This window comes from Proteus sp. MB838, from assembly GCF_054767435.1.
In genome coordinates, this window is the sequence record NZ_BAABMO010000010.1 from 81,674 (window position 1) to 102,711 (window position 21,038).

The 21,038-nt window shown below is 39.3% G+C and carries 32 protein-coding genes; 2 read left to right on the forward strand and 30 right to left on the reverse strand.

The features are described from left to right. Nucleotides 1–51: 51 nt before the first annotated feature. From ACYUCW_RS06490 to ACYUCW_RS06515, 6 genes are all read right to left on the reverse strand, one after another. A complete protein-coding gene (locus ACYUCW_RS06490) occupies nt 52–360 on the reverse strand; it encodes a hypothetical protein (RefSeq protein ID WP_017827417.1) in 309 nt (102 codons plus the stop codon). A 102-nt stretch (nt 361–462) separates the two neighbouring features. Beyond that, nucleotides 463–1,611: a hypothetical protein gene (locus ACYUCW_RS06495; RefSeq protein ID WP_017827418.1), complete on the reverse strand. Its 1,149-nt coding sequence runs from the start codon at nt 1,609–1,611 to the stop codon at nt 463–465. Beyond that, nucleotides 1,612–2,814, reverse strand: coding sequence for a nucleoid-associated protein (locus ACYUCW_RS06500; protein ID WP_017827419.1), 1,203 nt, complete (start codon nt 2,812–2,814; stop codon nt 1,612–1,614). A 236-nt stretch (nt 2,815–3,050) separates the two neighbouring features. After that, complete coding sequence (locus ACYUCW_RS06505) at nt 3,051–3,776, reverse strand: hypothetical protein (protein WP_017827420.1); 726 nt, start codon at nt 3,774–3,776, stop codon at nt 3,051–3,053. Between the two features lie 66 nt (nt 3,777–3,842). Then, complete coding sequence (locus tag ACYUCW_RS06510) at nt 3,843–4,472, reverse strand: ORF6N domain-containing protein (protein WP_017827421.1); 630 nt, start codon at nt 4,470–4,472, stop codon at nt 3,843–3,845. 74 nt (nt 4,473–4,546) lie between these two features. Continuing rightward, nucleotides 4,547–4,717: a hypothetical protein gene (locus ACYUCW_RS06515; RefSeq protein ID WP_017827422.1), complete on the reverse strand. Its 171-nt coding sequence runs from the start codon at nt 4,715–4,717 to the stop codon at nt 4,547–4,549. A gap of 102 nt (nt 4,718–4,819) precedes the next feature. Between ACYUCW_RS06515 and ACYUCW_RS06520 the strand changes: the two genes are divergently transcribed. After that, nucleotides 4,820–5,593, forward strand: a complete 774-nt coding sequence (locus ACYUCW_RS06520) for a LexA family protein (protein WP_017827423.1) — start codon at nt 4,820–4,822, stop codon at nt 5,591–5,593. A gap of 121 nt (nt 5,594–5,714) precedes the next feature. Here ACYUCW_RS06520 and ACYUCW_RS06525 read toward each other — a convergent pair whose 3' ends face one another. Genes ACYUCW_RS06525 through ACYUCW_RS06535 form a run of 3 tightly spaced genes read right to left on the reverse strand, consistent with a single transcriptional unit; the run spans nt 5,715 to nt 6,760 of the window. Beyond that, a complete protein-coding gene (locus ACYUCW_RS06525; protein ID WP_460408298.1) occupies nt 5,715–6,182 on the reverse strand; it encodes a hypothetical protein in 468 nt (155 codons plus the stop codon). After that, on the reverse strand, nt 6,175–6,606 hold the full coding sequence (locus tag ACYUCW_RS06530) for a hypothetical protein (RefSeq protein WP_460408299.1): 432 nt from the start codon (nt 6,604–6,606) through the stop codon (nt 6,175–6,177). Before ACYUCW_RS06530 ends, ACYUCW_RS06525 begins: the two co-directional genes overlap by 8 nt. After that, nucleotides 6,569–6,760: a hypothetical protein gene (locus tag ACYUCW_RS06535; RefSeq protein ID WP_026090520.1), complete on the reverse strand. Its 192-nt coding sequence runs from the start codon at nt 6,758–6,760 to the stop codon at nt 6,569–6,571. The genes ACYUCW_RS06530 and ACYUCW_RS06535 overlap by 38 nt, the downstream gene beginning before the upstream one ends. Nucleotides 6,761–7,216: 456 nt before the next feature. Here ACYUCW_RS06535 and ACYUCW_RS06540 point away from each other — a divergent pair, with 456 nt between their 5' ends. Beyond that, nucleotides 7,217–7,399 (forward strand): hypothetical protein, encoded by a 183-nt coding sequence (locus tag ACYUCW_RS06540; protein ID WP_004247510.1) that lies wholly within the window; start codon nt 7,217–7,219, stop codon nt 7,397–7,399. A gap of 13 nt (nt 7,400–7,412) precedes the next feature. Here ACYUCW_RS06540 and ACYUCW_RS06545 read toward each other — a convergent pair whose 3' ends face one another. The 21 genes from ACYUCW_RS06545 to ACYUCW_RS06645 all read right to left on the reverse strand — a co-directional run bounded on the left by ACYUCW_RS06545 (nt 7,413) and on the right by ACYUCW_RS06645 (nt 20,970). Beyond that, complete coding sequence (locus tag ACYUCW_RS06545; RefSeq protein ID WP_017628792.1) at nt 7,413–7,784, reverse strand: hypothetical protein; 372 nt, start codon at nt 7,782–7,784, stop codon at nt 7,413–7,415. Nucleotides 7,785–7,826: 42 nt separating this feature from the next. Further along, on the reverse strand, nt 7,827–8,519 hold the full coding sequence (locus ACYUCW_RS06550) for a DUF6246 family protein (protein ID WP_460408300.1): 693 nt from the start codon (nt 8,517–8,519) through the stop codon (nt 7,827–7,829). Nucleotides 8,520–8,568: 49 nt separating this feature from the next. Continuing rightward, entirely contained in the window at nt 8,569–9,324 is a 756-nt protein-coding gene (locus ACYUCW_RS06555) for an Ig-like domain-containing protein (protein ID WP_337240526.1), read from the reverse strand. 64 nt (nt 9,325–9,388) lie between these two features. Continuing rightward, a complete protein-coding gene (locus ACYUCW_RS06560) occupies nt 9,389–9,760 on the reverse strand; it encodes a phage tail termination protein (protein ID WP_017628795.1) in 372 nt (123 codons plus the stop codon). Then, on the reverse strand, nt 9,757–10,125 hold the full coding sequence (locus tag ACYUCW_RS06565) for a hypothetical protein (RefSeq protein ID WP_017628796.1): 369 nt from the start codon (nt 10,123–10,125) through the stop codon (nt 9,757–9,759). The genes ACYUCW_RS06560 and ACYUCW_RS06565 overlap by 4 nt, the downstream gene beginning before the upstream one ends. 2 nt (nt 10,126–10,127) lie before the next feature. Next, nucleotides 10,128–10,469, reverse strand: a complete 342-nt coding sequence (locus ACYUCW_RS06570; RefSeq protein ID WP_017628797.1) for a hypothetical protein — start codon at nt 10,467–10,469, stop codon at nt 10,128–10,130. A 1-nt stretch (nt 10,470) separates the two neighbouring features. Further along, entirely contained in the window at nt 10,471–10,848 is a 378-nt protein-coding gene (locus ACYUCW_RS06575) for a DUF7370 family protein (RefSeq protein ID WP_017628798.1), read from the reverse strand. Nucleotides 10,849–10,890: 42 nt separating this feature from the next. Next, complete coding sequence (locus tag ACYUCW_RS06580) at nt 10,891–11,841, reverse strand: major capsid protein (RefSeq protein WP_017827430.1); 951 nt, start codon at nt 11,839–11,841, stop codon at nt 10,891–10,893. Between the two features lie 5 nt (nt 11,842–11,846). Continuing rightward, nucleotides 11,847–12,533: a hypothetical protein gene (locus ACYUCW_RS06585; RefSeq protein ID WP_017628800.1), complete on the reverse strand. Its 687-nt coding sequence runs from the start codon at nt 12,531–12,533 to the stop codon at nt 11,847–11,849. A gap of 74 nt (nt 12,534–12,607) precedes the next feature. Beyond that, nucleotides 12,608–13,672, reverse strand: coding sequence for a minor capsid protein (locus tag ACYUCW_RS06590; RefSeq protein ID WP_017628801.1), 1,065 nt, complete (start codon nt 13,670–13,672; stop codon nt 12,608–12,610). An 8-nt stretch (nt 13,673–13,680) separates the two neighbouring features. Further along, nucleotides 13,681–15,057 (reverse strand): DUF4055 domain-containing protein, encoded by a 1,377-nt coding sequence (locus ACYUCW_RS06595; RefSeq protein WP_017628802.1) that lies wholly within the window; start codon nt 15,055–15,057, stop codon nt 13,681–13,683. A gap of 1 nt (nt 15,058) precedes the next feature. Beyond that, on the reverse strand, nt 15,059–16,543 hold the full coding sequence (locus tag ACYUCW_RS06600) for a hypothetical protein (RefSeq protein ID WP_017628803.1): 1,485 nt from the start codon (nt 16,541–16,543) through the stop codon (nt 15,059–15,061). 2 nt (nt 16,544–16,545) lie between these two features. Further along, nucleotides 16,546–17,148 carry a hypothetical protein gene (locus tag ACYUCW_RS06605; protein ID WP_172409589.1) on the reverse strand — a complete coding sequence of 201 codons (603 nt, stop codon included), beginning with the start codon at nt 17,146–17,148 and terminating at the stop codon, nt 16,546–16,548. A gap of 33 nt (nt 17,149–17,181) precedes the next feature. Next, nucleotides 17,182–17,340 carry a hypothetical protein gene (locus ACYUCW_RS06610; protein WP_004245978.1) on the reverse strand — a complete coding sequence of 53 codons (159 nt, stop codon included), beginning with the start codon at nt 17,338–17,340 and terminating at the stop codon, nt 17,182–17,184. Between the two features lie 199 nt (nt 17,341–17,539). After that, on the reverse strand, nt 17,540–18,124 hold the full coding sequence (locus ACYUCW_RS06615; RefSeq protein WP_004247494.1) for a BRO-N domain-containing protein: 585 nt from the start codon (nt 18,122–18,124) through the stop codon (nt 17,540–17,542). 346 nt (nt 18,125–18,470) lie between these two features. After that, entirely contained in the window at nt 18,471–18,932 is a 462-nt protein-coding gene (locus ACYUCW_RS06620) for a lysis protein (RefSeq protein ID WP_012367624.1), read from the reverse strand. Nucleotides 18,933–18,934: 2 nt separating this feature from the next. Beyond that, nucleotides 18,935–19,093, reverse strand: coding sequence for a hypothetical protein (locus ACYUCW_RS06625; protein WP_012367623.1), 159 nt, complete (start codon nt 19,091–19,093; stop codon nt 18,935–18,937). Further along, on the reverse strand, nt 19,075–19,545 hold the full coding sequence (locus ACYUCW_RS06630; protein WP_460408301.1) for a lysozyme: 471 nt from the start codon (nt 19,543–19,545) through the stop codon (nt 19,075–19,077). The genes ACYUCW_RS06625 and ACYUCW_RS06630 overlap by 19 nt, the downstream gene beginning before the upstream one ends. Beyond that, nucleotides 19,545–19,814, reverse strand: a complete 270-nt coding sequence (locus tag ACYUCW_RS06635; protein ID WP_460408302.1) for a phage holin family protein — start codon at nt 19,812–19,814, stop codon at nt 19,545–19,547. The genes ACYUCW_RS06630 and ACYUCW_RS06635 overlap by 1 nt, the downstream gene beginning before the upstream one ends. Nucleotides 19,815–19,867: 53 nt before the next feature. Continuing rightward, nucleotides 19,868–20,290, reverse strand: a complete 423-nt coding sequence (locus tag ACYUCW_RS06640; protein ID WP_004247488.1) for a hypothetical protein — start codon at nt 20,288–20,290, stop codon at nt 19,868–19,870. A 158-nt stretch (nt 20,291–20,448) separates the two neighbouring features. Continuing rightward, on the reverse strand, nt 20,449–20,970 hold the full coding sequence (locus ACYUCW_RS06645; protein ID WP_196563431.1) for a YagU family protein: 522 nt from the start codon (nt 20,968–20,970) through the stop codon (nt 20,449–20,451). Nucleotides 20,971–21,038 lie beyond the last annotated feature (68 nt).

Below are 21,038 nucleotides of genomic sequence, written 5' to 3' on the forward strand. Positions count from 1 at the left end.
AAAATGAAAAACCCCGCCAGTTGGCAGGGTTGAGATTGTTAATATATCAGGTTAATATTTTACACTTCGCACATCTAACAACATTTCATTTGCTTCATCACATCTATCCTTTTGCTCTTCTGGTATCTCATCCCCAGATTCACGCATTAAATCGCAAACCATGCTAATCCTCCCCTGATCGAAAGCATGCCCCATTGATGCGATAACAAGGCCTTCACACGGTTCTTTATCTTTATGATTAATACAAACTGCTTTTGCAACATCTGATATTTTTATATTTTCTTTAGCAGTAGAGTTAGCACTAAATAAAATAGCCAAGGAAGATAACACCCCAATAGATGCAATTAATAGTTTCCTCACAACACCATCCTCGTTAGTTAATTTGTTATTAGTTTAGCTGTTTGTGGTGCAAATTGAAGCAAACAAAAACCTGCCGAAGCAGGTTCAAAATTAATAAGCATACTATGGGGACGTCAGCCACTTCATAATTAAGTAGATAGCACCTACAACTAACATGATCACACCCATGTCATTAATCTTACCAATACGTTCTTTGGCCTTTTCTATTTTTCCACTTATATCTGAATCTATTTTAGATGCAGCATCTCGCACCTCGACACCTTCATCGAACTTAGAATATCTTTTTATTAAATCATTTAGACTACTTTTCAATGAGTCATAAGAGTTAATCAATATCTCATTTGAGATATAAGTGACCCTATATATCAAATATAGACCGAAAAATATGAGAACTGAGTCGACAAGACCTCCTGATTTTGCTAGCCCGCCAACCGCAATCAAAGCCCCCGGAATGGCAAATGCTTTATTCTGGCTAGATGAGACAAAATCATTAATTTTAGTTGTATACTCAAGTTGCTTTTGCTCTAGTTCAGAAAGTATTTTGTTTACTGAAAATCTTTTTGTATATAACTCAAGTAGGTTTAAATAACGAACATATATCTTATCTCCAACATCTATAACTGAAACTAAGCTTTTGGTTTCATTGTCTTTTATTAATTCAAATATCGCCGTTCTCATTATTGATTCACGCTCAGTAGATTGAGCGTCATTTATATCTAAAACTTTCAGTATGTTGTCAGCAGAAAGATTTGAGTCTATTTTATAGTTTATTTTTTTTACAAAATCCAAACTCTCATTTATGGTTATAACCAACTCTTTCCCGCCATCATCATTTGGCATATATAGAATACATTTATCATTAATAACATGATTTGAAACCTTTCCTACTATAGCTTTCCACTTTAAAAACAAAGATATTGATAGTGTTTCTTTTGATTCCTCTAATGAAGACTGATTCCCTTTTAGAATATAAAAAAACTCAGGTACTCTACCTATTGAGCAAGATTTATACCATAGCTTATCCATAGAAAGATACAGGATGGACTCATCTAAAAAATCAGTGCTAATGACAAATTCATCCTGTCTTTTTTCAGAAATTGAAGTGACGCCGTATTTATTTAACAAAGTCTCAAAATATTCAATGTTATCAAGAGGGCATCCGAATTTAATTATACAATGCCCTTTGACAACTGATGTAGATGAGCCCTTCATTATTTTTACAAAATTTTCAAACTCATCAACGTTGAGCATTTAAGCCCCCTTAATAATTTTCTCTATTTCTGTTATACCCGAATCTGTTAAGCGGATAATTAAGCGAGAATTTGCTTTATCGTAAATTATTTTCTTGTCTGATTTATTACTGGAACCGATTGTATTAACATTACACGTTACTTCATACTCGTCATCATCATCTGAGATTTTTATCTCTCCAAATGGTTTCGATGATGTGTAATGAGGCTCGAAGTACTGATCAATTGTGTACTCATTTATATCAACATACTGTTCAAATTTACCCGCTACATTCTGTATTTCAGGTATACACTTCTCTATAACTTTTCCAACATCACTAATGGTCATTTTCTTATCAACACTTCTGGCTTTAACGTAAATAAAGGCTTTTACTGATTCCCTTACCTTGATTCTTTGCTCTGTTGTTAGTGATATATTGTTAGAGAATCCATCTAAGGCTTCATGTAACTGCTCTATACTTCTTTTGTTGTCAATTTTAGGGTTACAACCAAGCGCCCTTTTAAAAAAACCACTTTTTGACATGCCTGTAATAAAGTGTAAATATGGGTCGCCCTCATTGTTTGGGTAACTTGACTTAAATAACGTTAGGTCAATCAACACCGCCTGCCTTAAAGCGTCTAAATTTACAGACGGTATTTTTTTAGGCACAAGGCTTTCATTGAAGTCAAAAACACCTTTCTTATTTACCATTATAATCAATAACCTACCATCACTACTCTCATCTAAATCTACTTGATAATGAATAAAGACTAAAGCACCTCCTGATAGGGTAGATCTATCTTCATAAGCCTCTCTTTTCATTAACTTCATAATACCTGTAACGAAATCAACAAATGAAAGGTCTTTATCTAAATATCTTGAAAATGTTTTTGGGGTATTGTGCGGCATAGCATCTTCTTTCATGACACCGTGGCTCTTTCTTTTCGCCATGAACCTTTTATCCGCACTAGATATAAACTGCACTACATCATCGGAATCCAATCCCCATTCTTTGCCGATTTCTACATTAATATCCCGACCTTTATCTCCAACAACAAAATCAAGAGTAGCTGTAAGGGCATGAATAGCACGATAATTAGACTTACTTTTTTCTTTTAATTTTGGGTCATAACCACAAGTGCAAAGTTCATTATCATCATGCTGGTTTCCACATAATGGGCACTCGATTAAATCATTTCCTTCACCATCAGCAACAACCGTCATTTTTCATTTTCCTAAAAATAAAAATTGCACTGATTTTATGACATAAATTAAATTTATACATCTGTGAAAAAAAACACTGGTTTTATGATCACAACCCGCACCAACCAATAACTGTATAAAAACACAGTATAGATTGATTTTATATCTAGTAAATTCGGTTTCACCTATTAATACAAAATACCTCAGTTAAGAGGCGTGATATGTGATCTCAAGCAAGCCGTCCTTGGCTTGGGTGTTTAAGCTACTTCAACACCATGAATGGCGTGTCGTAATGCTTTTACTCCATTGTCGTTATATCTGAATGCTTCAACCTGTTTTGAAGAATAAGCAGATTTATCTAAGAAATATTTCCCATATTCCTCTGTTTTTAACCCATGCTTATTAGCCATGCGACCAATTTTATTGGCAGATACTTCAAGCATTTCTCCAACTTCACCAGCTGTATAATATTTTTGTTCAAGTGCCGGCAAAGGAACGGCTTCAAACCCAACAATCGGATTGACGATATTAGCTGCTGCACACTGTTTTGCCTCATCACTCAGGTTCGGCATTAAGTCGAATAAGTTAGTAATGGCATCAACCGACATTTTAAGCGTTCTAGCTTGGCGGTATTCAGGTAAACCTGATTGGCTTTTGCCACTTTTTTGAGAAGCTACATGCATTGATTCCAGCTTGTCAACCAGAACACGACGAACAGCTTTTGATTCTCTAGCGGCTACACGAAGCGCTTGTTTGATATCCATTTCAATTATTTCAATTTGAGCGCCATTTTTATGACCTACAAAAATTTTGTAGGTCTCGCCATCTAATTCGTCTTTTACTCTTTCAATCAATACGTTATTACGAATTTGATTTTCACCACATGACTTACGAGCCACGTTAATCATTGATAATAACTTCTGGGTATCGATAGTTTTGTTCGTGACAGTGTTAAAACTATTTGTTAAAGTGATCTCACTCATGAAACATTTCCTTCTGGGTTTTGTTTGGGATTAGCCAATAGATCGCAACTATTGGCTTTTCTGTTTTTACCTGCATATTCTTGGCAACTCACCTTCTTGTAATCTCCCGTTAATATCTCTCCTTAAATTCATCAGAAACGCATAACCATCTTGAAATCTATCAACCAACCTTCCAGCAAGTGGTGATTCAAGTTGTCTTAGTATTGGATATATTTCTGACTTCCATGCTGAATAAAAAACATCGTAGTGATTAAATAGAGCGTTAATGTTGTGAGCATCTTTTTCCCTTTGGGTTATTGGGCGCGTGCTAACAACAACCTCATTTTTTCCTTTATTAAAATAGTGATCTTCCATTAATTCGAACACATCCCATGCTTTGTCTGTGTCTAACATTTTCGCATGGCGAGCCGCACCTCTTTCTGTCCACAGAATTAAACTTCTCGCTTTTGGTGAAATTTGTAGGTTACTTAAAGTAACTCGCAAATTTTTTAGAGCATTTCCAATAACTTTGAAGTAATGCTTACCCTCAATAAAGCGACCTGCATTACGGGAGTGGTTTACTTTTATGTTGTTACTTTTAGTATCATATAACTCAGCTAACAGTTCAGTCGTAACTACAGGTATTCCGTTATGCATAATTGCTGGGATGGATTTAACTGAATTGCTCATGTCGTTAATATTTGCTAAATTAGTCATGTCACTTATTCTCGCCCAAGAGTTTATTTGATAATGAAACCTCAATTGCTCGAACAATTGGGGTTTCTTCTTTTTTACGGCATCTCAAGTTCACCATTTTCCACTTTCTCTCTAAATACCTCTAAAATATATTCAAGCTGAACTTGAGTAGAGCGCCGTCTATTCTCCGCAACATTATCAATCCATTGCCTCATATCTGGCTTCATTCGAAATGGGTACGGCATAATTCTGTTTTTCTTTTCCATTTTATCTCCTGTGAAGTATTTCAATATCACATCTTCATGATGTATTATTAGTTATATATCATGACTCACATTGTGTCAATATGAATTTTAAAGAGTTCACATATGAAAATAGATGATGGTTTTAAAAATAGAATTAGCGCCGCCAGACAAGCTGCTGAATTAACACAAGGTGAATTAGCGGAGAAAGTTGGTGTAGTGCGCAGACAGATTGCAGCTTATGAGGCTGGAAACTCCAAACCAAGAAAAAATGTTTTAACTAATTTGGCTGCTGCACTTGGTACAACATCAGAATGGCTAGCAGAAGGAACTGGAGAAGCCCCAGATTTAAGTAAGGTTGTTAAAACTATAACTCTACCTCTTATTCCAGTCCTCTCTTATTCTGACTCAGTTTTCGACTTGAATAATCCTGCTAGTTTTTCAAGGTTTGTCCCTTCAATCCCTGAAGCTAGTGATAAAGCATTTGCTTATGAAGTCATAGGTGATTCAATGACCTCTTCTTATGGAGTCAGCTTTCCATCAGGTACTATTGTTATCATAGATCCGTCTTTAGAGCCTAACCATATGGATTATGTGCTTCATTACATTGATGGGTTTTGTAGCTTTAAACAATTAATATTTGACCAAGGCGACTGGTATCTTTACTCATTAAATGATGACTATCCATCATGCGTTATTGGAGATATACGCCAAGTAATCGGGGTTGCGCTACAGGCTCAACTACCCTTAACATCTGATAGGGTCAAGGCGAATAACAAATTTAGCCCAACTGGTACGAAAATAGGTAATGATAACAATTTACAAGAAAAACTAAACACTATGGAATCCAAGCTACAGAGAATTGAAAATTTACTAAATGCTCTTACCGAAAAAAAATAACTACAGCCCAAGGATGGGCTATCAATTCTCGCGATTCGCTATAATCAAACTATATCAATAGGTTGTAGATTTCAGGCAATAAAAAACCCACCGAAGCGGGTTAGTGGCAATAATAACTAATTCAGCTTTCTATTTCTGAGGTAATTGCTTTTCTGAATACCATTAACGGGGTAAGACTGTAACTGGTACTTTTCCTTCCCATGTTATCTCTAATTGCATCTAGCATTCCAGATAATCCACTCTTCATGGGGTTATTGTCATCTGGTATCTCAATGTACTGCTCTGAGTAATGATCTGGTAATGAGTCTATTATTCCGATTACAATCCATTCCCCTGGTATTCGTGAGCCATATTTCAGAGCTAAATCAGCAGAATTTATTGTTAGACCATCTATGGATAGAGTCATCCATGTAGCATTGCCGTTTTCTTCAAATAAATCCATCTGTAATGAATCGTTAACAAAATCAAGCATGCTGCCAACCATGCCAATAGTTAAACCACCTTCAATCACAATATCTTCAATATTTTTTGATTTTTTTTGCTTTGCTTTTGGAGGAAGGGATGGCTGATCAAGACCGGCGTTAAACATTGCACCAATAACTGGAAGTGCTTTTTTTTAAGCTCATAACGTCAAATATTCTCACACCACCTTTAGCAATTACGATAGACCCAAGGCTAGATCCTTCAGTTCCATTGTGTATTACTCCCAACTCACTTAGCAAATCTAACAGTTGTATAGGTGATGACCAAGACACATCATGAATAGATTCAATTGACTCTGTGGAATCATCTTGTGTCTTTTTACCTCCGTCCCCAGAAACTCCTGACCCCAGAATTCCAGCTTTTGCTCCCATTTTTTTCTCAACAGAAATTGAGGTTTTTTCGCCATTAATTAATTTTAGGGATTGCTGTACCCCATTACTAGAAAGCTGGGCGAGAAGAGTAAGAATTCTTGGTTTATCTAGATATATAAAATCATATAGTGAAACGGTGTTTTGTGAGTCTAGCGCCATTCTCTTTAATCCTTTTGAATTCAGCTTTTTTCTCAGCTATGGATAATTGAGCGCTTTCTATCTGGGCCTCCACCTGCTCCATAAACACCTGATACTCACCATTGTCTGATGTCTCACATTGGTGTTTTTTATGTTTTAAGTTTTTAGCCATCATAGTTATCCTCCCATTTGGTCATTAAATATATCACAGGAGTATAAAAAGCACACAATCATATTGTTGTTATATTCATTATCTTTATTTATATAAATTTATCAATTATAAAAATATAATTATGCTCTTTAAATCCTACGGTTTATTTTTTTACCTTATTATTTAATTTGTTATAGCAACGTAATCCAAAGTATACCAGTACCTAACGCCAATTTTTTTAAATGTTATACATTAAAAACTGTTTATATAACCAGTATACATCACCCACAAAACGACTCAAATCCACCGTTCGGCTATCTTCGGACAAGGTTGGGATTACCGCTTTCAGAAAACGAACAAAGGACCAAACGTCATCAGGTTAGTAGCAGCCCCATTTCCTTTGTACGGATATTTGACTTAATTAAATTCACGTCTAATATTTGTTCTGCTCAATAACGAGCATTACAAGGAGTTTTTATTATGGGTAAAAAACCCGGTGAAAACACAGGTAAAGATGGCGGTATCTATCGAGAAGTTGGACCTCGTGGCGGTTTAAAAAACAATTATGCCACAGTGAGAGACAACGAAAAGCTACCACCAACAACGCAATCTGGCAACACATGGGTTCTTGAAAAAAGAACACCAAACAGTAAGCGTCCTTAACCTGTTGTAATAATTAAAGCCGGCCTACGTCGGCTTTTTTGGGTTTAACACAGAAATCCACCATCCTACTAATAAGATGACAAAATGTTTCATTCGCGGCCCCTGTTTCAACGCTCACACCGACGCGGTAACAAATGTCGAACGCTATATGTGCGCATTCGTGAGCTAGAGTAGATAATTTACCGTTAAACACACCAATAATATGGAGTACACACTGAGTGTTAGTAACTGTATGACTTGCACCGTTAACAAAACTATCCCCACCATCAATGCCTAGTTTTTCATGTAGAGCGCGCCAATCATCCCAAGAGCCACAATAGATAATATATCCAGATTCAAATAAAGGCACCTTCATATGTCGATACTGCCTTAGGATTTTGTTCATATTCCTACCTTTACTATAAAATATCTCAAGTCTGATAATTGGCTACTTTCTCTTTCTGCTCACCAATCTGCGCTTACCACTGATTAACTCATTATTACGCCTATCATCTTGCTTCATGATGTTGTCATATTCTTCTTTAGTGAAGCCTTTCTCATCAGGGTATTTAGCTTTGAGCATCATCTGAAATTCAGTCATGGTTAACTGTTCGGCTTCCTCTCGATTCATACCAAAGTGCGCACGAGCTGAACTGATATAATCAATTGCCATAAACTCATCTGAGAATTCGTTTTTGCCTTCATTGCGTTGAAGTTTGCGGATCTTAGCTTTACCGATAATTCCGTGAGTAAATAGTTCTCTAGCAATAACGATAATGTCAGCGATTGGCATCTTGCCGTTTTTGTAGACAATGCCGCGTTTACCTGATTTCCATTCACCAATGATTTCTGAACAATCATCATCACAGCACGCCTGCATAACCATCATTGCAGTTTGTAGGATATTACGCCCATATGTTGGCTTGCTAATGGCTTTTATTAACCACTCAGGAATAACCCTGTAGCTCATTACGGCGCGTGCAATTAACTCTTGCACCTCAGCACCATTTAATTGACCGTAGGCTTTCACAATCTGTTTAGGCTCACCGATTCTTGTCATATTGATGAACGATGGTCTAAATAAGTAATCCTTTTTATCAGTAGAGATAACCATCTCCCCGATTTCTAAAATAGGTGTCATAATCCCTCCTGAATATTATCAAGGGCACTCGAAAGCACCCTTTGTAATATTAAGCTGCGGTAACAGTAACCACGCATTTTGCTGTTTTACTACCATCTTCGGATGTGACAGTAACGTTTGCAGTACCTTCAGCAACACCACGCACAGTGACCACATTAACAAGCTGGGTAACTGTTGCAAAATTCGGCTTATCGCTTACAGCGGTGTAGTTTTTGTTAGTCGCATCTGTTGGGGTAAATTTGACAGTAAATGTCTTAGTTTCACCCACTTTTACAGACAGAGTGGCTGGATCTACTGCGACACTTTCAACAACAACTTCTTCTTGCAACCACTCAACGGTGTCTGAGTCATAGACTTTCAATTCACCTGAATAAGTGGAAATTTCTTTTGTTGGAAACTCCATTGACCAAGACGTGAAAGCCATATAGCCCTGAACAACATCAGAGCCATCGCCTTTCATATCAAGTTGAACCCAATATGTTGGTTGACGACTTGCTTTGATTTCATCAAGGATTTCTTTGGCAATATCAAACGCGGAAGTAGAACCGGTTACGCCAGCTTTCTTTAGTTCACCATCAAAACTAATCGTAAAGTCAGCGCCAGTAACAATTGACTCAGTTAAGCCTTTAGTGTCATCAGCATTAGATGTCACGGTCTCCATGCCGAAATCGAATGACTTGCTTGTTAATGCACCTAAGCGCAAGAATTGATCTTGTGCTGGTACTTGGTCAGGGCAGCCTTTTGCAATGCGCAGAATACCTGCGTTACCCATCACTAGGCCTTTATCATCAGGGCATTGTGCCATGTTATAACCTCTTTATTTGCAAATAAAAAAGGCCGCATAAGCGACCTGTTGAGATGTGTTTAATTTAAGATGTACAGCGGAAAGAAAGCGGGATAATAAACCTACCTTCTGTCGTTTGAATTGGATTAACAAAACCAGATGTATTGATAATAAAACCAATGTTATGACTTCTAGAGTGACACCTTACATACTCTAGTATTTCGTTAGCTCTCTGAACAATAAAATCAATCCACGCCTTGCCAGATATGAGTGAAACGGTGAAGAAATCATCGCCACTTAAATCATCAATACGACCAGTTCCATTTAGTTGCTGAAATACGATATATGAATCTGAATCATTACCTTCTTTTTCATTCCAAATATAATCCTGCTGAATGAAACCATCAGATAACCCTGATTCAGAAAAATAGTTTTTCAGTCTCTCAAAGGTCGTCATATTTTAAGTTCCTCAGCAACAGCCTGATCAATCATTTGCTTCGTTTCCTTAAACCCCTTCAGGAGGAATTCTTTCTTAGCAGTAGGTCTGCGGAAAGTTTGTTTAACATTAGGATCATGAACAAAAACAGCATATGAAGCAGAATAACCAACGCGACCAGTAAATAGAGCACCTTTTACTTTTACATCTCTAAATTGTGAATTAATGAGCGTTTTAGTGTCAATTGGCGTGTATACAGCAGCTTGCCTGCCACCAATATCTAGCGCTCTATGCATGGCTCGAGCTATCTTCTTTGATGCTATGCTTCCAACCAGAGAGTTTAAGTTAGATATCGCATTACTTATTCCTTTTACTTTTGCCCCCATAGTTACACCGCCGTTGTTAGTGTGTAATCATCTAGACCGCCATTAATATCACGGTCTCTATCGATAGACTTAATCCTACTAGCACCATGCAAAAATGGCTCTCTGTCTTCATACTTACCGATGGCGATATAGTCTTCTTGAGAAGCTTCGCTATACTCAGTCCAAATGACATTCTTAATAATTATTTCAGTACCAATAGTTTTACTACCATCTTTAAAGCTACTTCCGTAATCACACCGGATATGGATTGGCTCTGAAAATATAGGCTTCCCGTATTTATCTTTCCCCTCAACTTTCCAGATGGTTGCCCACCCTTTGCAAAATCGTCGCAGGATTTTCCCCATATCACCCCCGAACTACATCAAACTGAATGACACCTACGGGGCGTTCAATAGGAAGGCTATTAGTACATCCATTGGTATCTAGGGAAGACAGCATTTTTAGCAACGTTTTTCTGCCATCAGAAAAATACTGATATGAAACAGAAGCGCCAGAAGGTGCGTGCTCTGACGCGATTTTACGAACATCAGCAGATGATAATATAAGGATAACCGAATACAGTTTAATTAAAGCAATTACCGCATCTGAATACCCTGCGCTATCAAGGCAAGTATCAATAGTGTCCACTATAGATATAGCAGAGTTTATGACAAGACTTGTTGCCTCAAACCCCATCACCTCTAATTGCTCATTAACTTGCTCAACCGTAATCGCAATAGACATGCTCACTCCTCATGGATAAATAAGGGGCGGCGGCCCCTCACGTTACCCACCAACGCTAGTATCTTTGCCAAATGAAACCATAACACCAGCAGTATCTTTAATATCCGTAGCAATTTGCTTCCAGTTAGCTACCGCGGCAATCTGTTCGTTAGTTGGGGATTTGATGCTATCTTTGCTCCACTGGTAACCACGCAAACCAATAGTAAAGTCGTACTCACCTTGCATTAGTGCCTTAATATTTTCTTGCCCTAATACATCCTGAGCCTTCATGATTAGTGGTGATGTTTGAACCGCAGCAGCACCAGTCACTAAACCTAGCGAATGTTGTTTGTCTGCATCTGATAAAGCTGGAATATCAGAGATAACAAAACGACGGCCAAGGTTATCTTGTTTAATGGCGACGTTGCCAATTTGGAATAGGTTATTTGCGTTGGTTAATGTCTCATCCATAAAGTCGTTGAATGTTGCACCATCCATCAACCAAGCAACAATACGCGAATATGCATCACCGAATGGACGTGTTGCTTTATTTAAACCTCTTAATGATGGTGTTTCACCTCCAACAGTAACGGCTGTTTTATTACCAGAAATAGCTGCTTTTAATGCCGCGCCAGTAGTATTCAGGTAATCTTGTAACATGGCTTCTGCTGATTGAGCAGCAACTACCGCAGCCGCTTCTGATACGTCCTTACCTAGTCGCTTCATCATTGTCGGGGTAACTGAGACAGGGCCAATACGACCATCAATCTTAATCATACGGTCAAGGATTTGCCCCAATTCTTGTGGCGTTAGATTACCTGAACCATATGCATTGCGTCGCTGAGCCAGACCACCAAGCAACTGCCATGATGTTTGCTCAATGTAATCACCGATATGATCACCATCGCCAATAACTAAAGCACCACCAGATGCTTCGTTAAATTGACGGACAGCCTGAGCAACCAACTCTGTTGCCGCTAGAGACACTTGTTTTTGAAAAATATATAAAGACATATAAATTAATCCTCTTGGATATTAGCAATGATTTCACGTGCGCTGTCCACTAACGGATTCGCGCTTTTGGGTTTTTCACTGCCTCCGGCTGGTGATTTCCCTTTACCGCCTTCCCCTCCGGTTCCGGTGGCTTTACTACCAATAATTACTGGAGCAAATAACGGGTTACTACGAAATTCTTTTTCTAAATCATCAATGGTAAATGCAGAAGGATGACCGTTAGCATCAACCACTCGCGTTTTACCGTCTTCTACTGATAATCGAGATTTAATGTGTGGCATGATTAACGGAGCAGCGTCACCAGCAAGCTTTGTAGCCACAGTTTGAGCAACGTTATCAACTAATAGCGTATGTAGACTCGCGTCTTTCTCCTGCAGCTGTGCTAATAACTCGTTTTCACGCGTCTTTAACTTTTCAGCCCAGCTTTTTTCTAGTGATTCGATATCGCCATTTTTACGCGCTTGATCTTCTGCTGCTTTTTTTGCAGCCTCTTCAGCTTGCCGGCGTTTCTCCTGCTCTGATTTTTTCTCAGAAAGTAATTCATCAACTTTCTTTTGAAGACCTGACACATCTGGAATTTCTGGCATACCTTCGATTTGAAGTTGGTAATTACCACCAGACTCTTTGTAAAGAGCCTTTTGCTCATCAGTTAATGCGTCAAATTCTTCTTTCGTTAATAAATATTTAAACATCGTAAAACCTCTGGTTTAGATGGTGCAGTCTCTAACTGCGGATAATAAAAAACCCACTCAGTGGTGGGTTTGTGTTATTTCAATTCAATTCCTGCTCGCTCAAACGCTTTAGGCGCAAACTTTTGCATATCTTTAAGTGTCATTGGTTTAAAGTTTTTATGTAACTGCAACTGTGCGAATCGCTCTGGAGATAAACCACCATCACGAAACAACTTCCCTCTAGTCGGACCCAATATTAAATCCTGTCTTTTGGCCGGTTGCCTAGATAGCCATTCATAATAGCTTTCTTCTCCCCATTCAGATCTTCCTATTGGTTTAGTTATTATCAAATTAGCAAATTTATCATTAAGTATTGGCAATCGCTGACTTCGGCAGTTTGGGTGTAATGGTGGCATTGGGCCAGCCCCAACAGGATATCGGTTTCCTGATAAAGCCCTACACGTCGATGATGTTTTGTTGTCCAGTATTGCGCTGAATTCTTCCTCTTTAATTAAATCGTCATTCTCCTTATAAAATTCCTGAGCCGCACATGTATGAGCATGCTGAATTGCCGTATTTGCAATTGTTCTGTAGTTGTAAGTAATTCGAGATATCGTCGATGTAGAGACCTGTGTTTTATCAATTGCAGCCCCATTAATAGTGGACTGTAGAACTTGAATGTTACTTTGAGCAGCCATAGCCAAAACAGTCTGATTCTCTACTTGCTGGATAGAGCTAGTCACCCAAGATGATATAAATTTCTTGAGAAATAAAGAGCCGCCCCAAGCGGTTAATATCAGCGGCACATTTAAAATGGCTTTTTTAACTTTCTCAGCATCAGGCTTGCTTACTTCATTTGTTACTATCTGCGATAAGCTATCAACTTCAAGTTGGCTTGACTCAACACCGATATCGAGAACAGATTGCAGTAAATGCTCAGAGTAACTGGTCAGAACTGGTGATAGCTCTCGCTTTAACTCAGCAATTATGGCGTTTAGTTTTGACCTCGATGTTATCTGACCTGAGAAATTAGCTAACGCCTTAGCAACAGCCGCCCTTAGCTCTCTTTGCATTTCCTCTCTATCAACAATGCCAGCTTTGAGTCGTTCTAGGAGAATTTGGATCATCATTGAATTATCTAACATCAACTGCGATTGCATATTCACCTCTACATCATTGAGTTAGCTCGCGATAATTCTATCTCTTCGATAACATCCTCAGCTTTCTCATCTTGAGGGATGATATTGATACTTTGCAGGTACTTAACAAAATCAATCAATCGCATAGCCCCAGATTGGAGAGAAGCAAGGAGAGCTGTGATTGCTTGCGAATCCAGTTGAGCAATATCGTAAACTTTGTTTATCTCAATAGTTGCCTCACCACTCCCCTCAAACTGAATGCAGAAATTAAGTGCTCGGTTAACGGCCTTTTCGACGTTTCCTGAACACAACGAAAGCACTGAATTATCTGTTTGAGCCTCATCCTGTGCCTGAGTCGCTGTTCTTGCTGATGTCCCGCGTTCAACTAGCTTAGCTCCTAGCATTGCCATCTGCTTTTCTCTGCGCTCAGCTAGGTTTATTTGAATGTTTCTGTCTTCTGGCTGCGCAAATTTCATATCACCACCCTGTGGCAGCAACACCCCTTTGCGTGAACCAACAGTAAACCCTTCAGACACGTGTCTTTCAACCCAATCATCAGTAAGGCCAGTTAGTGCAATCATCGGCTGACCGACAGTATGTGCAGACTCTGCGATATCAGCCTCAACTTGATAATGTTTGATATTTAAGTACGCAATATCTGCAAGAGGAGGAGCATCAGGGGTGTGATCATTGTTCATTGAACCAATCCATGACCACGGCAACTCCCTTAATGGAATGCCGTGTGCATCCTTTAATACAACCCACTCTGTAACTTTTATATCTCCATCTTCATACCAGCGACGAGAGCAAGCTACATTGTTAACAAGCCTTAATTCAATCCAGTTATTCTGCATTTGCAGTTCAAAATCATCTGTATCTACTGGCTCCTGATATTTGAGGACAACGAGGGATGTTTTCCCGTTCGTTACACGCCAATTGATAATTTCTTTTGCTGTAAACAACCGAATATAGGAGCGACCTTTATTAGCCTCTGACTGAATACCTGAACCACTAAAATCACTTAATAAACCTGCTCGACCACGCTGTAAGTTTTGCGATAACGCATCCCTTATCATTTGAGTAAGTGGCTGACCTTGACCGTCAATATCAGTTTCTAAATACTCAACATCACCACTAATACTAATCTTTACTGGCTTACTGAAAGCAATACCAAGTAAACCACTAAGTGTCCTACCCGTGGCATTCAGAAAGGATGCTCTAGCTAAATAGCGCTTATAACGCTCATTACCCTTATCATCTTCATCTTTGTTATCTGCCGGATGAGGGAGGTATTTCTCTTTCTTGCTTTTAACAACTCGTTCGCCATCAACACAATCGCCAACCATGTCCCATTCAGGCAAAAACTCATTGTAAGCTGGATGCTTGTAATCAACGTTTGTATTCATGTTAGTTCCAGTTAAATTCTATTTTCTTAGTCAACCGTTTAGTATTTCTTCGACTCACTGCAAAATATCTAAATCCATCAGCATCATGTGACGTGTAATCGTGAAGCGGTTTATCTTTCCAACAGCCTCGCTTGTCATCCCACTCTTTACGATAAGCTTCTAGATGAGCAATGCCTTCACTACATTTATGCTCATCAAACACGCAAAGTGGCAGAATTTCACGTACTGCCTCGATACCTTCATCAACTGAAAGCTTCGGCACTACTTCAAATCGGATTGAGTAAATTTGTCCGTCGATTTCGTACCCCTCACGCGCTAATTCACGCCGAGATTTCGCATCCGAGCCAAACTCACGGTTATCGATATCATGAGGGCCATTGTGACTTGCATATGTGTAGCCTTTGTCTTTCAGTACTTTCATGTAGTGCCGTAGACCTTCACCACTGTTTGAGTAGTGGTCTATAATGTGGAACTCCTCGCCCACTTCACGAATAAACCAAATTGACGTTGAGTCACCCACACCAATATCCCAGTACGTGTGAACCGGTAAGTGCGAGTTATCAGGAAGTGTGCCAATGCGTTTATTTTCGTACAGGAAGCGGAACTGCTTGGCGTAGTAAGCGCCTTCAACCGATTGTTGGAATGCCTCAGACGGTATTGACGGATATTCCCGTTTCATATCGTCGCCAAGCGTTTTCTCTTTGGCGTAATACCATGCTTTCTGGCGCTCATTTAATTGAACACCATGTTTGCTGGCTATTTCATCAAAGTAATCAACTAACCGCTGGGGTAATGGCTCAACAGGATTAATGGCATACTCTGGATTCTTCCACCATGAGAAGAAAAAGAACTTCCAGTCTAGGTTAGAGAGAGTCTTATTCTGAATTTGCGCTTTCTCAGCAGACTGGCAATAATCGAAGAAATAACCTGCTCGACCCTCCGCTGTGCTTTCAATCGTCGTAAAACAATCGCTTGATACCGCCTCAAATGCGCCAGTGACAATCTCACGGGCTTTCTCTGGATACTTAGCACATATCTTACCGAACTCAGAAACGTGCAAATAACGGAGTGTACCGCCACGAAATGACGTGCTGATATAAAGCGAGCCGCCTTTGCTAAACACCAACTCACCAACCGCATCATTACTCGCTGGGTTAGCCGCTTTGATTTCATCGGGTAGCTTGTCATAGGCATACTTTATCTTTTCCCTGAATAGTCGCTTAGCATCGTTAAGTGTGTGGGCTATCAATGCACATTTAGCCGCCTCAAATAACGCTGCGTCTAATTGGATAATGCAGACTTCTGTAGTAAAGCCAAGCTGACGAGCTTTCAGGATAATGTTTCGCGTGTGCATCCCTTCAAAATATTCGAGTTGCTCAGGCGTCATTTTAAATCGAACTGGCTTACCTTCTTTGTTTGTGATCCAGTAGAGGTGATTCAATCGCCAGAGCTTATCTCTTAATAATGCAAGATGTTCTGGCTTCATGATTATTCCTTAGATAAGTCGTCCATTAGTTCTGATAGCTGACTAGCTGTCTTATTCGGCTGAACATCATCAAGGCCGTATGCTTGACGCTCAAGCCCAACCAAGTTTTTGAGTGTTTCACTTAATGCTTTGGCTGACTTAACGCGCTCAGGGAGAGATATGATTGAATGATAAATTTCATTGAGTTTATCGCGTCCGTTATCATCAGGACTAAACATTAACTCGCCAAGTTTTCTTAAGGCTGGCACATCAGCACATTCAGCAGATAGTTCATCAAATAAGTTGTTGGTTAATTCTCTAGCCCTTCGAATATCGCCTCTATGCTCCATGCGGACATTAGCGATAACCTCGGCATTAGCCTCAATAAGTTGCCGTTCTGAAATAGCCTTTTCGGTGGCAACCAGACTGGCAACCTCCCTTTTGGCAACCAAGTTTTCAGCCCTAGCCTTAACCTTTGCCTTTAAATCTCGCTCCCATCCTTCTTTCTTGGCACGCTTACTTATCGCCTGATGGGTTATCTCGTATTGAGAGGCTATTTCCCTTATGGACATCACGCCAGCTCGGTAAGCCGACTCGATGGCCTCCCAATCTGGTCTTTTAACCATATCCATTCCTTAAATAAAAAAGGCCGCTAGGGCCTATTTGGTTTTCTGTTTGTTGACTAACTTGCCTAACTCGCGCTCGACGATTTCAGCAACTATTCTCCCATCATCAACTCTTCCACAGTGTAAGTATTCAAGTGATTGCTGTAATTGACGATAGAGAATGGATAAGTTTGCTTTTTCTTGTTTGGTCATACTTTCTCCTTAGCGAACTTACTCGCCCACACTTTGGCAATATGTAAGCAGTCGTCAAACATTCGCCCTTTTCTACTTGCTTGAGAGCTTCGGCGATAATGATCTACCGCCATGTAACTTGCTCTACGACAAACAGGTAAAGAAAAGCCGAGCTTTTTTAACTCGGCTAGTACGTTCTGCTCTATGAATTGTTCGTGGTTCATGCTGGCTCTTCTCCATCTGGAAATTCGCCCATATCAGGCAAGGTTAATTGTGATAGTTCTTTAATTGCCTTCTTCGCTTTGCGTATTTTCTTTAAGTGACGCTTGCGTAAATTCATTAAGTCACTACCTTTCCTGCCAAAGTTCTCGAACGACCAGTTATCGGCTGCTACTAATCTATTTTGCATCTCATTGATAGTCAGGGTTTTAAGCTCATTCATGTCAAGGTTTGCTAACCCTGTTTGTGGTTTTGACTCTTTTTCAGCTAGATCAAGTAACCATCGACGCAAGGATTTCGCTACATCTGTATTAGCTAACATTCCGATTAGATGTGCACCTCTAACAGAGAAGATCCTGACCTTTTTCTTACGTAAGTTGTTGTTTATTCCATTGGTCATTGTTTCAGTGACCATTGTCATATCATCAGAAAACTCGTCTTTGTTGGCGTTATATAGATTGGTTACTGACTTCTCATTTTTGTATTCGAGTAGCTTAGCCATCTGAGAGCTGGTAAACCAAATCTTATTATCACCATTATCAAATGGAGTAATTTCATTACCTTTGAAAACTAATGATTTGCTCATGGTGTAAATCCTTATAGAAAAGCGAACCTGTTCACCAGAAATAACCGCCCCACAGAAAACACCATTAACGGTTTTTCTCAGGTTCGACTTTCTGTAAGGTTCTGTGAGTGTTTTTAATTGCGCGGTGAATGCACAGAATGAAATGCGTAGAGTTCGCAGCTTAGCGATACACTGCCAAGCCACTTCTAGTCTGTTCCTAGCAGTCAAGATATGATCACTCTCCTTAATGGATAAACGACTTATCTAATTGCTGATATATATATTTACTTAAGCTATACTAAGTAATTATCACTATACTTTGATTAATATCCTGTTAGTTTGCCCATGCACCCATGCTGGGCTTTTTTTATTCCATGCATTCTTGTTTGATATAATCCTGCAACCCTTTAATCATCTGTTCTGACTCTGCAATTCGCTCTCTGAGTAACCAATAATTTCGGATAGCGGTGTCAGTAGGTCGGGCGGTGGTTGCATAAGCCAAGCTGGTGGAGGGAGTGGTTTTGACTTTGGGGCACTCGGCTTTGATGTACACCCGCTCTGGATGACGCTCACTAATATCACGCAAGTGACTAATTTCATTCTTAGCATTCGCTAGCTCCTGCGTATATTGAATATCCAACTGATTTAATCGCATTATGCGTGCTTGATAGTCAGTATTAATAGACTTCTGTTCTTCGAGAGCCACGGCCAGTTTTTTGTTGATATCTGTCAGTGAATTAATCCTATTAGCTTGCCAGTTAATCACCCAATAACTACCCACGATAATGCCTACCATCGCAATGACGGCATAGAGTTTTCCGTATTTCATGATTAGTACCGATGATATGAGAGTGCAATCTGACAGCGCTTTTCTAAACTCACTTGGTCTTTAGTACATGAGTTATCAATCAAGAGATAAATGCCACCAGCGACTGTAATGAGTAATGCAAGAATAAAGCCGATAATGATGATTAAAGTTTTCCATGACATAGTGCTGACTCCGCCTCTCGACGACTGACAAGCCCTCGCCAGACCTTTCCGCCTGCATATATCCAACGTTTCATTTCTTCACAGGCACCCGCTCTATCACCAGCGTTTAGCTTCTTGAGTAATGTTGAGCGAGCAAATGCGGTTGTACCCACATTAAAGGCAAAGGAATATAGAGAAGCTTTTGTTTTATCATCGACCGGCACTTTAACCAGGATATCAACTTGCTGTTGCGTTCTGATAAAGTCTTTCTGCAGTAACTCATCACATTCTTGTTGTGTGTATCTCTTGCCTTGAATAATGTCTTTGCCTGTATGTCCATAACAAACAGTTAGAACACCTGCCACATCACGATAAGGTTCATAACGTACACCTTCAAAATGGGCTATTACTACTAACGCGATGGCTGTTGCTCCTGCTGTTGTTATCACCGCTATTTTCTGTTTGAGAGACATTAAATATCCTTTGGCGCTTTCACCATTAATTCAGCAAGCTTTTTTAAGGTTTCGGTCGGGTTTTGTGGGTCAACATGACGAACAAGCTTTTCAAATAATTGAGTGTGTTTTCGTTGTTCTCGACGAGTCATAAAGTAAGTGGCTAAACCGAGAACCATGCTGAACGCCATCCCGATAACAAATCCCCATTCATATAACGAAAGACTGGCAAAAAAGGCCGTTAGGCCTGCTGTTCCATAAGTTACATTGGTTAATTTTTCCATACGCATAGTCACCCCCAGAGGAGTGTCCGTTGATGATTAGTGTGAAAGTGTTAAAAAAATTAGGCGGGGATTGATACTTTAAGTGCCTTTAATAAACCTTCAGGCAACTGTTCTTCCAGTGACGCATTAGAAACAATCACAAGACCATACATAGATATCCATGTATTCGTTTGTTGTAAGTGTCCTTGAATAAATTGCTTCGCTTTCTCTAACAAATAAACACAACTCTCTTGTGTGTTTTTGCGCCAATAGGATTCAATCGCCACCAGCAATGGAGCACCAGCATCACTAATTTTTTGCAAGCCGATTCGATATTGCTTTTTACCTGCGGAAGATGTCGTGCAAATTAATTGTGTCAGTTGTTGAGTTTCACCATCAGCCGTATGGATATTCGCCGTTAAAATGATGGAGGTATTCTTTTCACTGTCTGTTTCTGAGGCATAGTGAAGACTAAACTGTAATTCGCTTATCTCTTTTGACATAACATTTACCAATTTATTTAGTTAATAAGGTGCCGACTCACAGCTCTTGTGTGAACGTGATAACGAGGGTGATTGATTCTGTGGTCGGCATATACGAAAAAAGACCGCCTAAGCGATCTTTAAGAAATTTATAACAGATTAAGGTTGAACTTCCTTATCTACTCAGCATCATTTTCTTTAGTTAAACAATAACGCAAATTTTGTCTAATCGCTTCAATTGACCAGATCCAAAAAGCGGTTCCAACAAACTCAGAAATTAATGCTTGATAACCTGCTGTCCAAAGCCAGCCAGACAATCCTAGTAGAGGTACGACTAAACCATGAGCAAAAACAGAAACGCCAATACCAAAACAAATACCGTGTAATAATTTAACCTTTGGCAAGAATTCAGCAATAACACAATATATCACAGCGATAACTATTGAGAATAATATATGAACACCATTACCGCCCCAATTAATACTATATCCCATCCAATGATAAGTCATAGTATCTATATTTAATCCAAGCTTTTCGAGTAAGACGACTGGCGGGGGTGTCGTTTCAAGTGTTCTCGGGGGAATTAGGTCTTCAAAACCAGATTTAACTAAAGCTGAAAAGATACCCGCTATAATACCAACATATATTGCTATACCAATATGCCTAGAACTTTTTTTCGTTAACTTAAACAAATCAATCATTATATATACTCGCTCTATAAATTGAATATTATGAGTATAGTAGAGATAAGAATACCTGTTTATTATTT

What these genes read in the sequence shown, in the direction of transcription:
- ACYUCW_RS06495 (WP_017827418.1), bottom strand. Translation starts at nt 1,611, where the DNA reads ATGCTCAACGTTGATGAGTTTGAAAATTTTGTAAAAATAATGAAGGGC.
- ACYUCW_RS06500 (WP_017827419.1), bottom strand. Translation starts at nt 2,814, where the DNA reads ATGACGGTTGTTGCTGATGGTGAAGGAAATGATTTAATCGAGTGCCCA.
- ACYUCW_RS06505 (WP_017827420.1), bottom strand. Translation starts at nt 3,776, where the DNA reads ATGAGTGAGATCACTTTAACAAATAGTTTTAACACTGTCACGAACAAA.
- ACYUCW_RS06510 (WP_017827421.1), bottom strand. Translation starts at nt 4,472, where the DNA reads ATGACTAATTTAGCAAATATTAACGACATGAGCAATTCAGTTAAATCC.
- ACYUCW_RS06515 (WP_017827422.1), bottom strand. Translation starts at nt 4,717, where the DNA reads ATGGAAAAGAAAAACAGAATTATGCCGTACCCATTTCGAATGAAGCCA.
- ACYUCW_RS06520 (WP_017827423.1), top strand. Translation starts at nt 4,820, where the DNA reads ATGAAAATAGATGATGGTTTTAAAAATAGAATTAGCGCCGCCAGACAA.
- ACYUCW_RS06525 (WP_460408298.1), bottom strand. Translation starts at nt 6,182, where the DNA reads ATGTTTAACGCCGGTCTTGATCAGCCATCCCTTCCTCCAAAAGCAAAG.
- ACYUCW_RS06530 (WP_460408299.1), bottom strand. Translation starts at nt 6,606, where the DNA reads ATGGCGCTAGACTCACAAAACACCGTTTCACTATATGATTTTATATAT.
- ACYUCW_RS06535 (WP_026090520.1), bottom strand. Translation starts at nt 6,760, where the DNA reads ATGATGGCTAAAAACTTAAAACATAAAAAACACCAATGTGAGACATCA.
- ACYUCW_RS06540 (WP_004247510.1), top strand. Translation starts at nt 7,217, where the DNA reads ATGGGTAAAAAACCCGGTGAAAACACAGGTAAAGATGGCGGTATCTAT.
- ACYUCW_RS06545 (WP_017628792.1), bottom strand. Translation starts at nt 7,784, where the DNA reads ATGAACAAAATCCTAAGGCAGTATCGACATATGAAGGTGCCTTTATTT.
- ACYUCW_RS06550 (WP_460408300.1), bottom strand. Translation starts at nt 8,519, where the DNA reads ATGACACCTATTTTAGAAATCGGGGAGATGGTTATCTCTACTGATAAA.
- ACYUCW_RS06555 (WP_337240526.1), bottom strand. Translation starts at nt 9,324, where the DNA reads ATGGCACAATGCCCTGATGATAAAGGCCTAGTGATGGGTAACGCAGGT.
- ACYUCW_RS06560 (WP_017628795.1), bottom strand. Translation starts at nt 9,760, where the DNA reads ATGACGACCTTTGAGAGACTGAAAAACTATTTTTCTGAATCAGGGTTA.
- ACYUCW_RS06565 (WP_017628796.1), bottom strand. Translation starts at nt 10,125, where the DNA reads ATGGGGGCAAAAGTAAAAGGAATAAGTAATGCGATATCTAACTTAAAC.
- ACYUCW_RS06570 (WP_017628797.1), bottom strand. Translation starts at nt 10,469, where the DNA reads ATGGGGAAAATCCTGCGACGATTTTGCAAAGGGTGGGCAACCATCTGG.
- ACYUCW_RS06575 (WP_017628798.1), bottom strand. Translation starts at nt 10,848, where the DNA reads ATGTCTATTGCGATTACGGTTGAGCAAGTTAATGAGCAATTAGAGGTG.
- ACYUCW_RS06580 (WP_017827430.1), bottom strand. Translation starts at nt 11,841, where the DNA reads ATGTCTTTATATATTTTTCAAAAACAAGTGTCTCTAGCGGCAACAGAG.
- ACYUCW_RS06585 (WP_017628800.1), bottom strand. Translation starts at nt 12,533, where the DNA reads ATGTTTAAATATTTATTAACGAAAGAAGAATTTGACGCATTAACTGAT.
- ACYUCW_RS06590 (WP_017628801.1), bottom strand. Translation starts at nt 13,672, where the DNA reads ATGCAATCGCAGTTGATGTTAGATAATTCAATGATGATCCAAATTCTC.
- ACYUCW_RS06595 (WP_017628802.1), bottom strand. Translation starts at nt 15,057, where the DNA reads ATGAATACAAACGTTGATTACAAGCATCCAGCTTACAATGAGTTTTTG.
- ACYUCW_RS06600 (WP_017628803.1), bottom strand. Translation starts at nt 16,543, where the DNA reads ATGAAGCCAGAACATCTTGCATTATTAAGAGATAAGCTCTGGCGATTG.
- ACYUCW_RS06605 (WP_172409589.1), bottom strand. Translation starts at nt 17,148, where the DNA reads ATGGTTAAAAGACCAGATTGGGAGGCCATCGAGTCGGCTTACCGAGCT.
- ACYUCW_RS06610 (WP_004245978.1), bottom strand. Translation starts at nt 17,340, where the DNA reads ATGACCAAACAAGAAAAAGCAAACTTATCCATTCTCTATCGTCAATTA.
- ACYUCW_RS06615 (WP_004247494.1), bottom strand. Translation starts at nt 18,124, where the DNA reads ATGAGCAAATCATTAGTTTTCAAAGGTAATGAAATTACTCCATTTGAT.
- ACYUCW_RS06620 (WP_012367624.1), bottom strand. Translation starts at nt 18,932, where the DNA reads ATGAAATACGGAAAACTCTATGCCGTCATTGCGATGGTAGGCATTATC.
- ACYUCW_RS06625 (WP_012367623.1), bottom strand. Translation starts at nt 19,093, where the DNA reads ATGTCATGGAAAACTTTAATCATCATTATCGGCTTTATTCTTGCATTA.
- ACYUCW_RS06630 (WP_460408301.1), bottom strand. Translation starts at nt 19,545, where the DNA reads ATGTCTCTCAAACAGAAAATAGCGGTGATAACAACAGCAGGAGCAACA.
- ACYUCW_RS06635 (WP_460408302.1), bottom strand. Translation starts at nt 19,814, where the DNA reads ATGCGTATGGAAAAATTAACCAATGTAACTTATGGAACAGCAGGCCTA.
- ACYUCW_RS06640 (WP_004247488.1), bottom strand. Translation starts at nt 20,290, where the DNA reads ATGTCAAAAGAGATAAGCGAATTACAGTTTAGTCTTCACTATGCCTCA.
- ACYUCW_RS06645 (WP_196563431.1), bottom strand. Translation starts at nt 20,970, where the DNA reads ATGATTGATTTGTTTAAGTTAACGAAAAAAAGTTCTAGGCATATTGGT.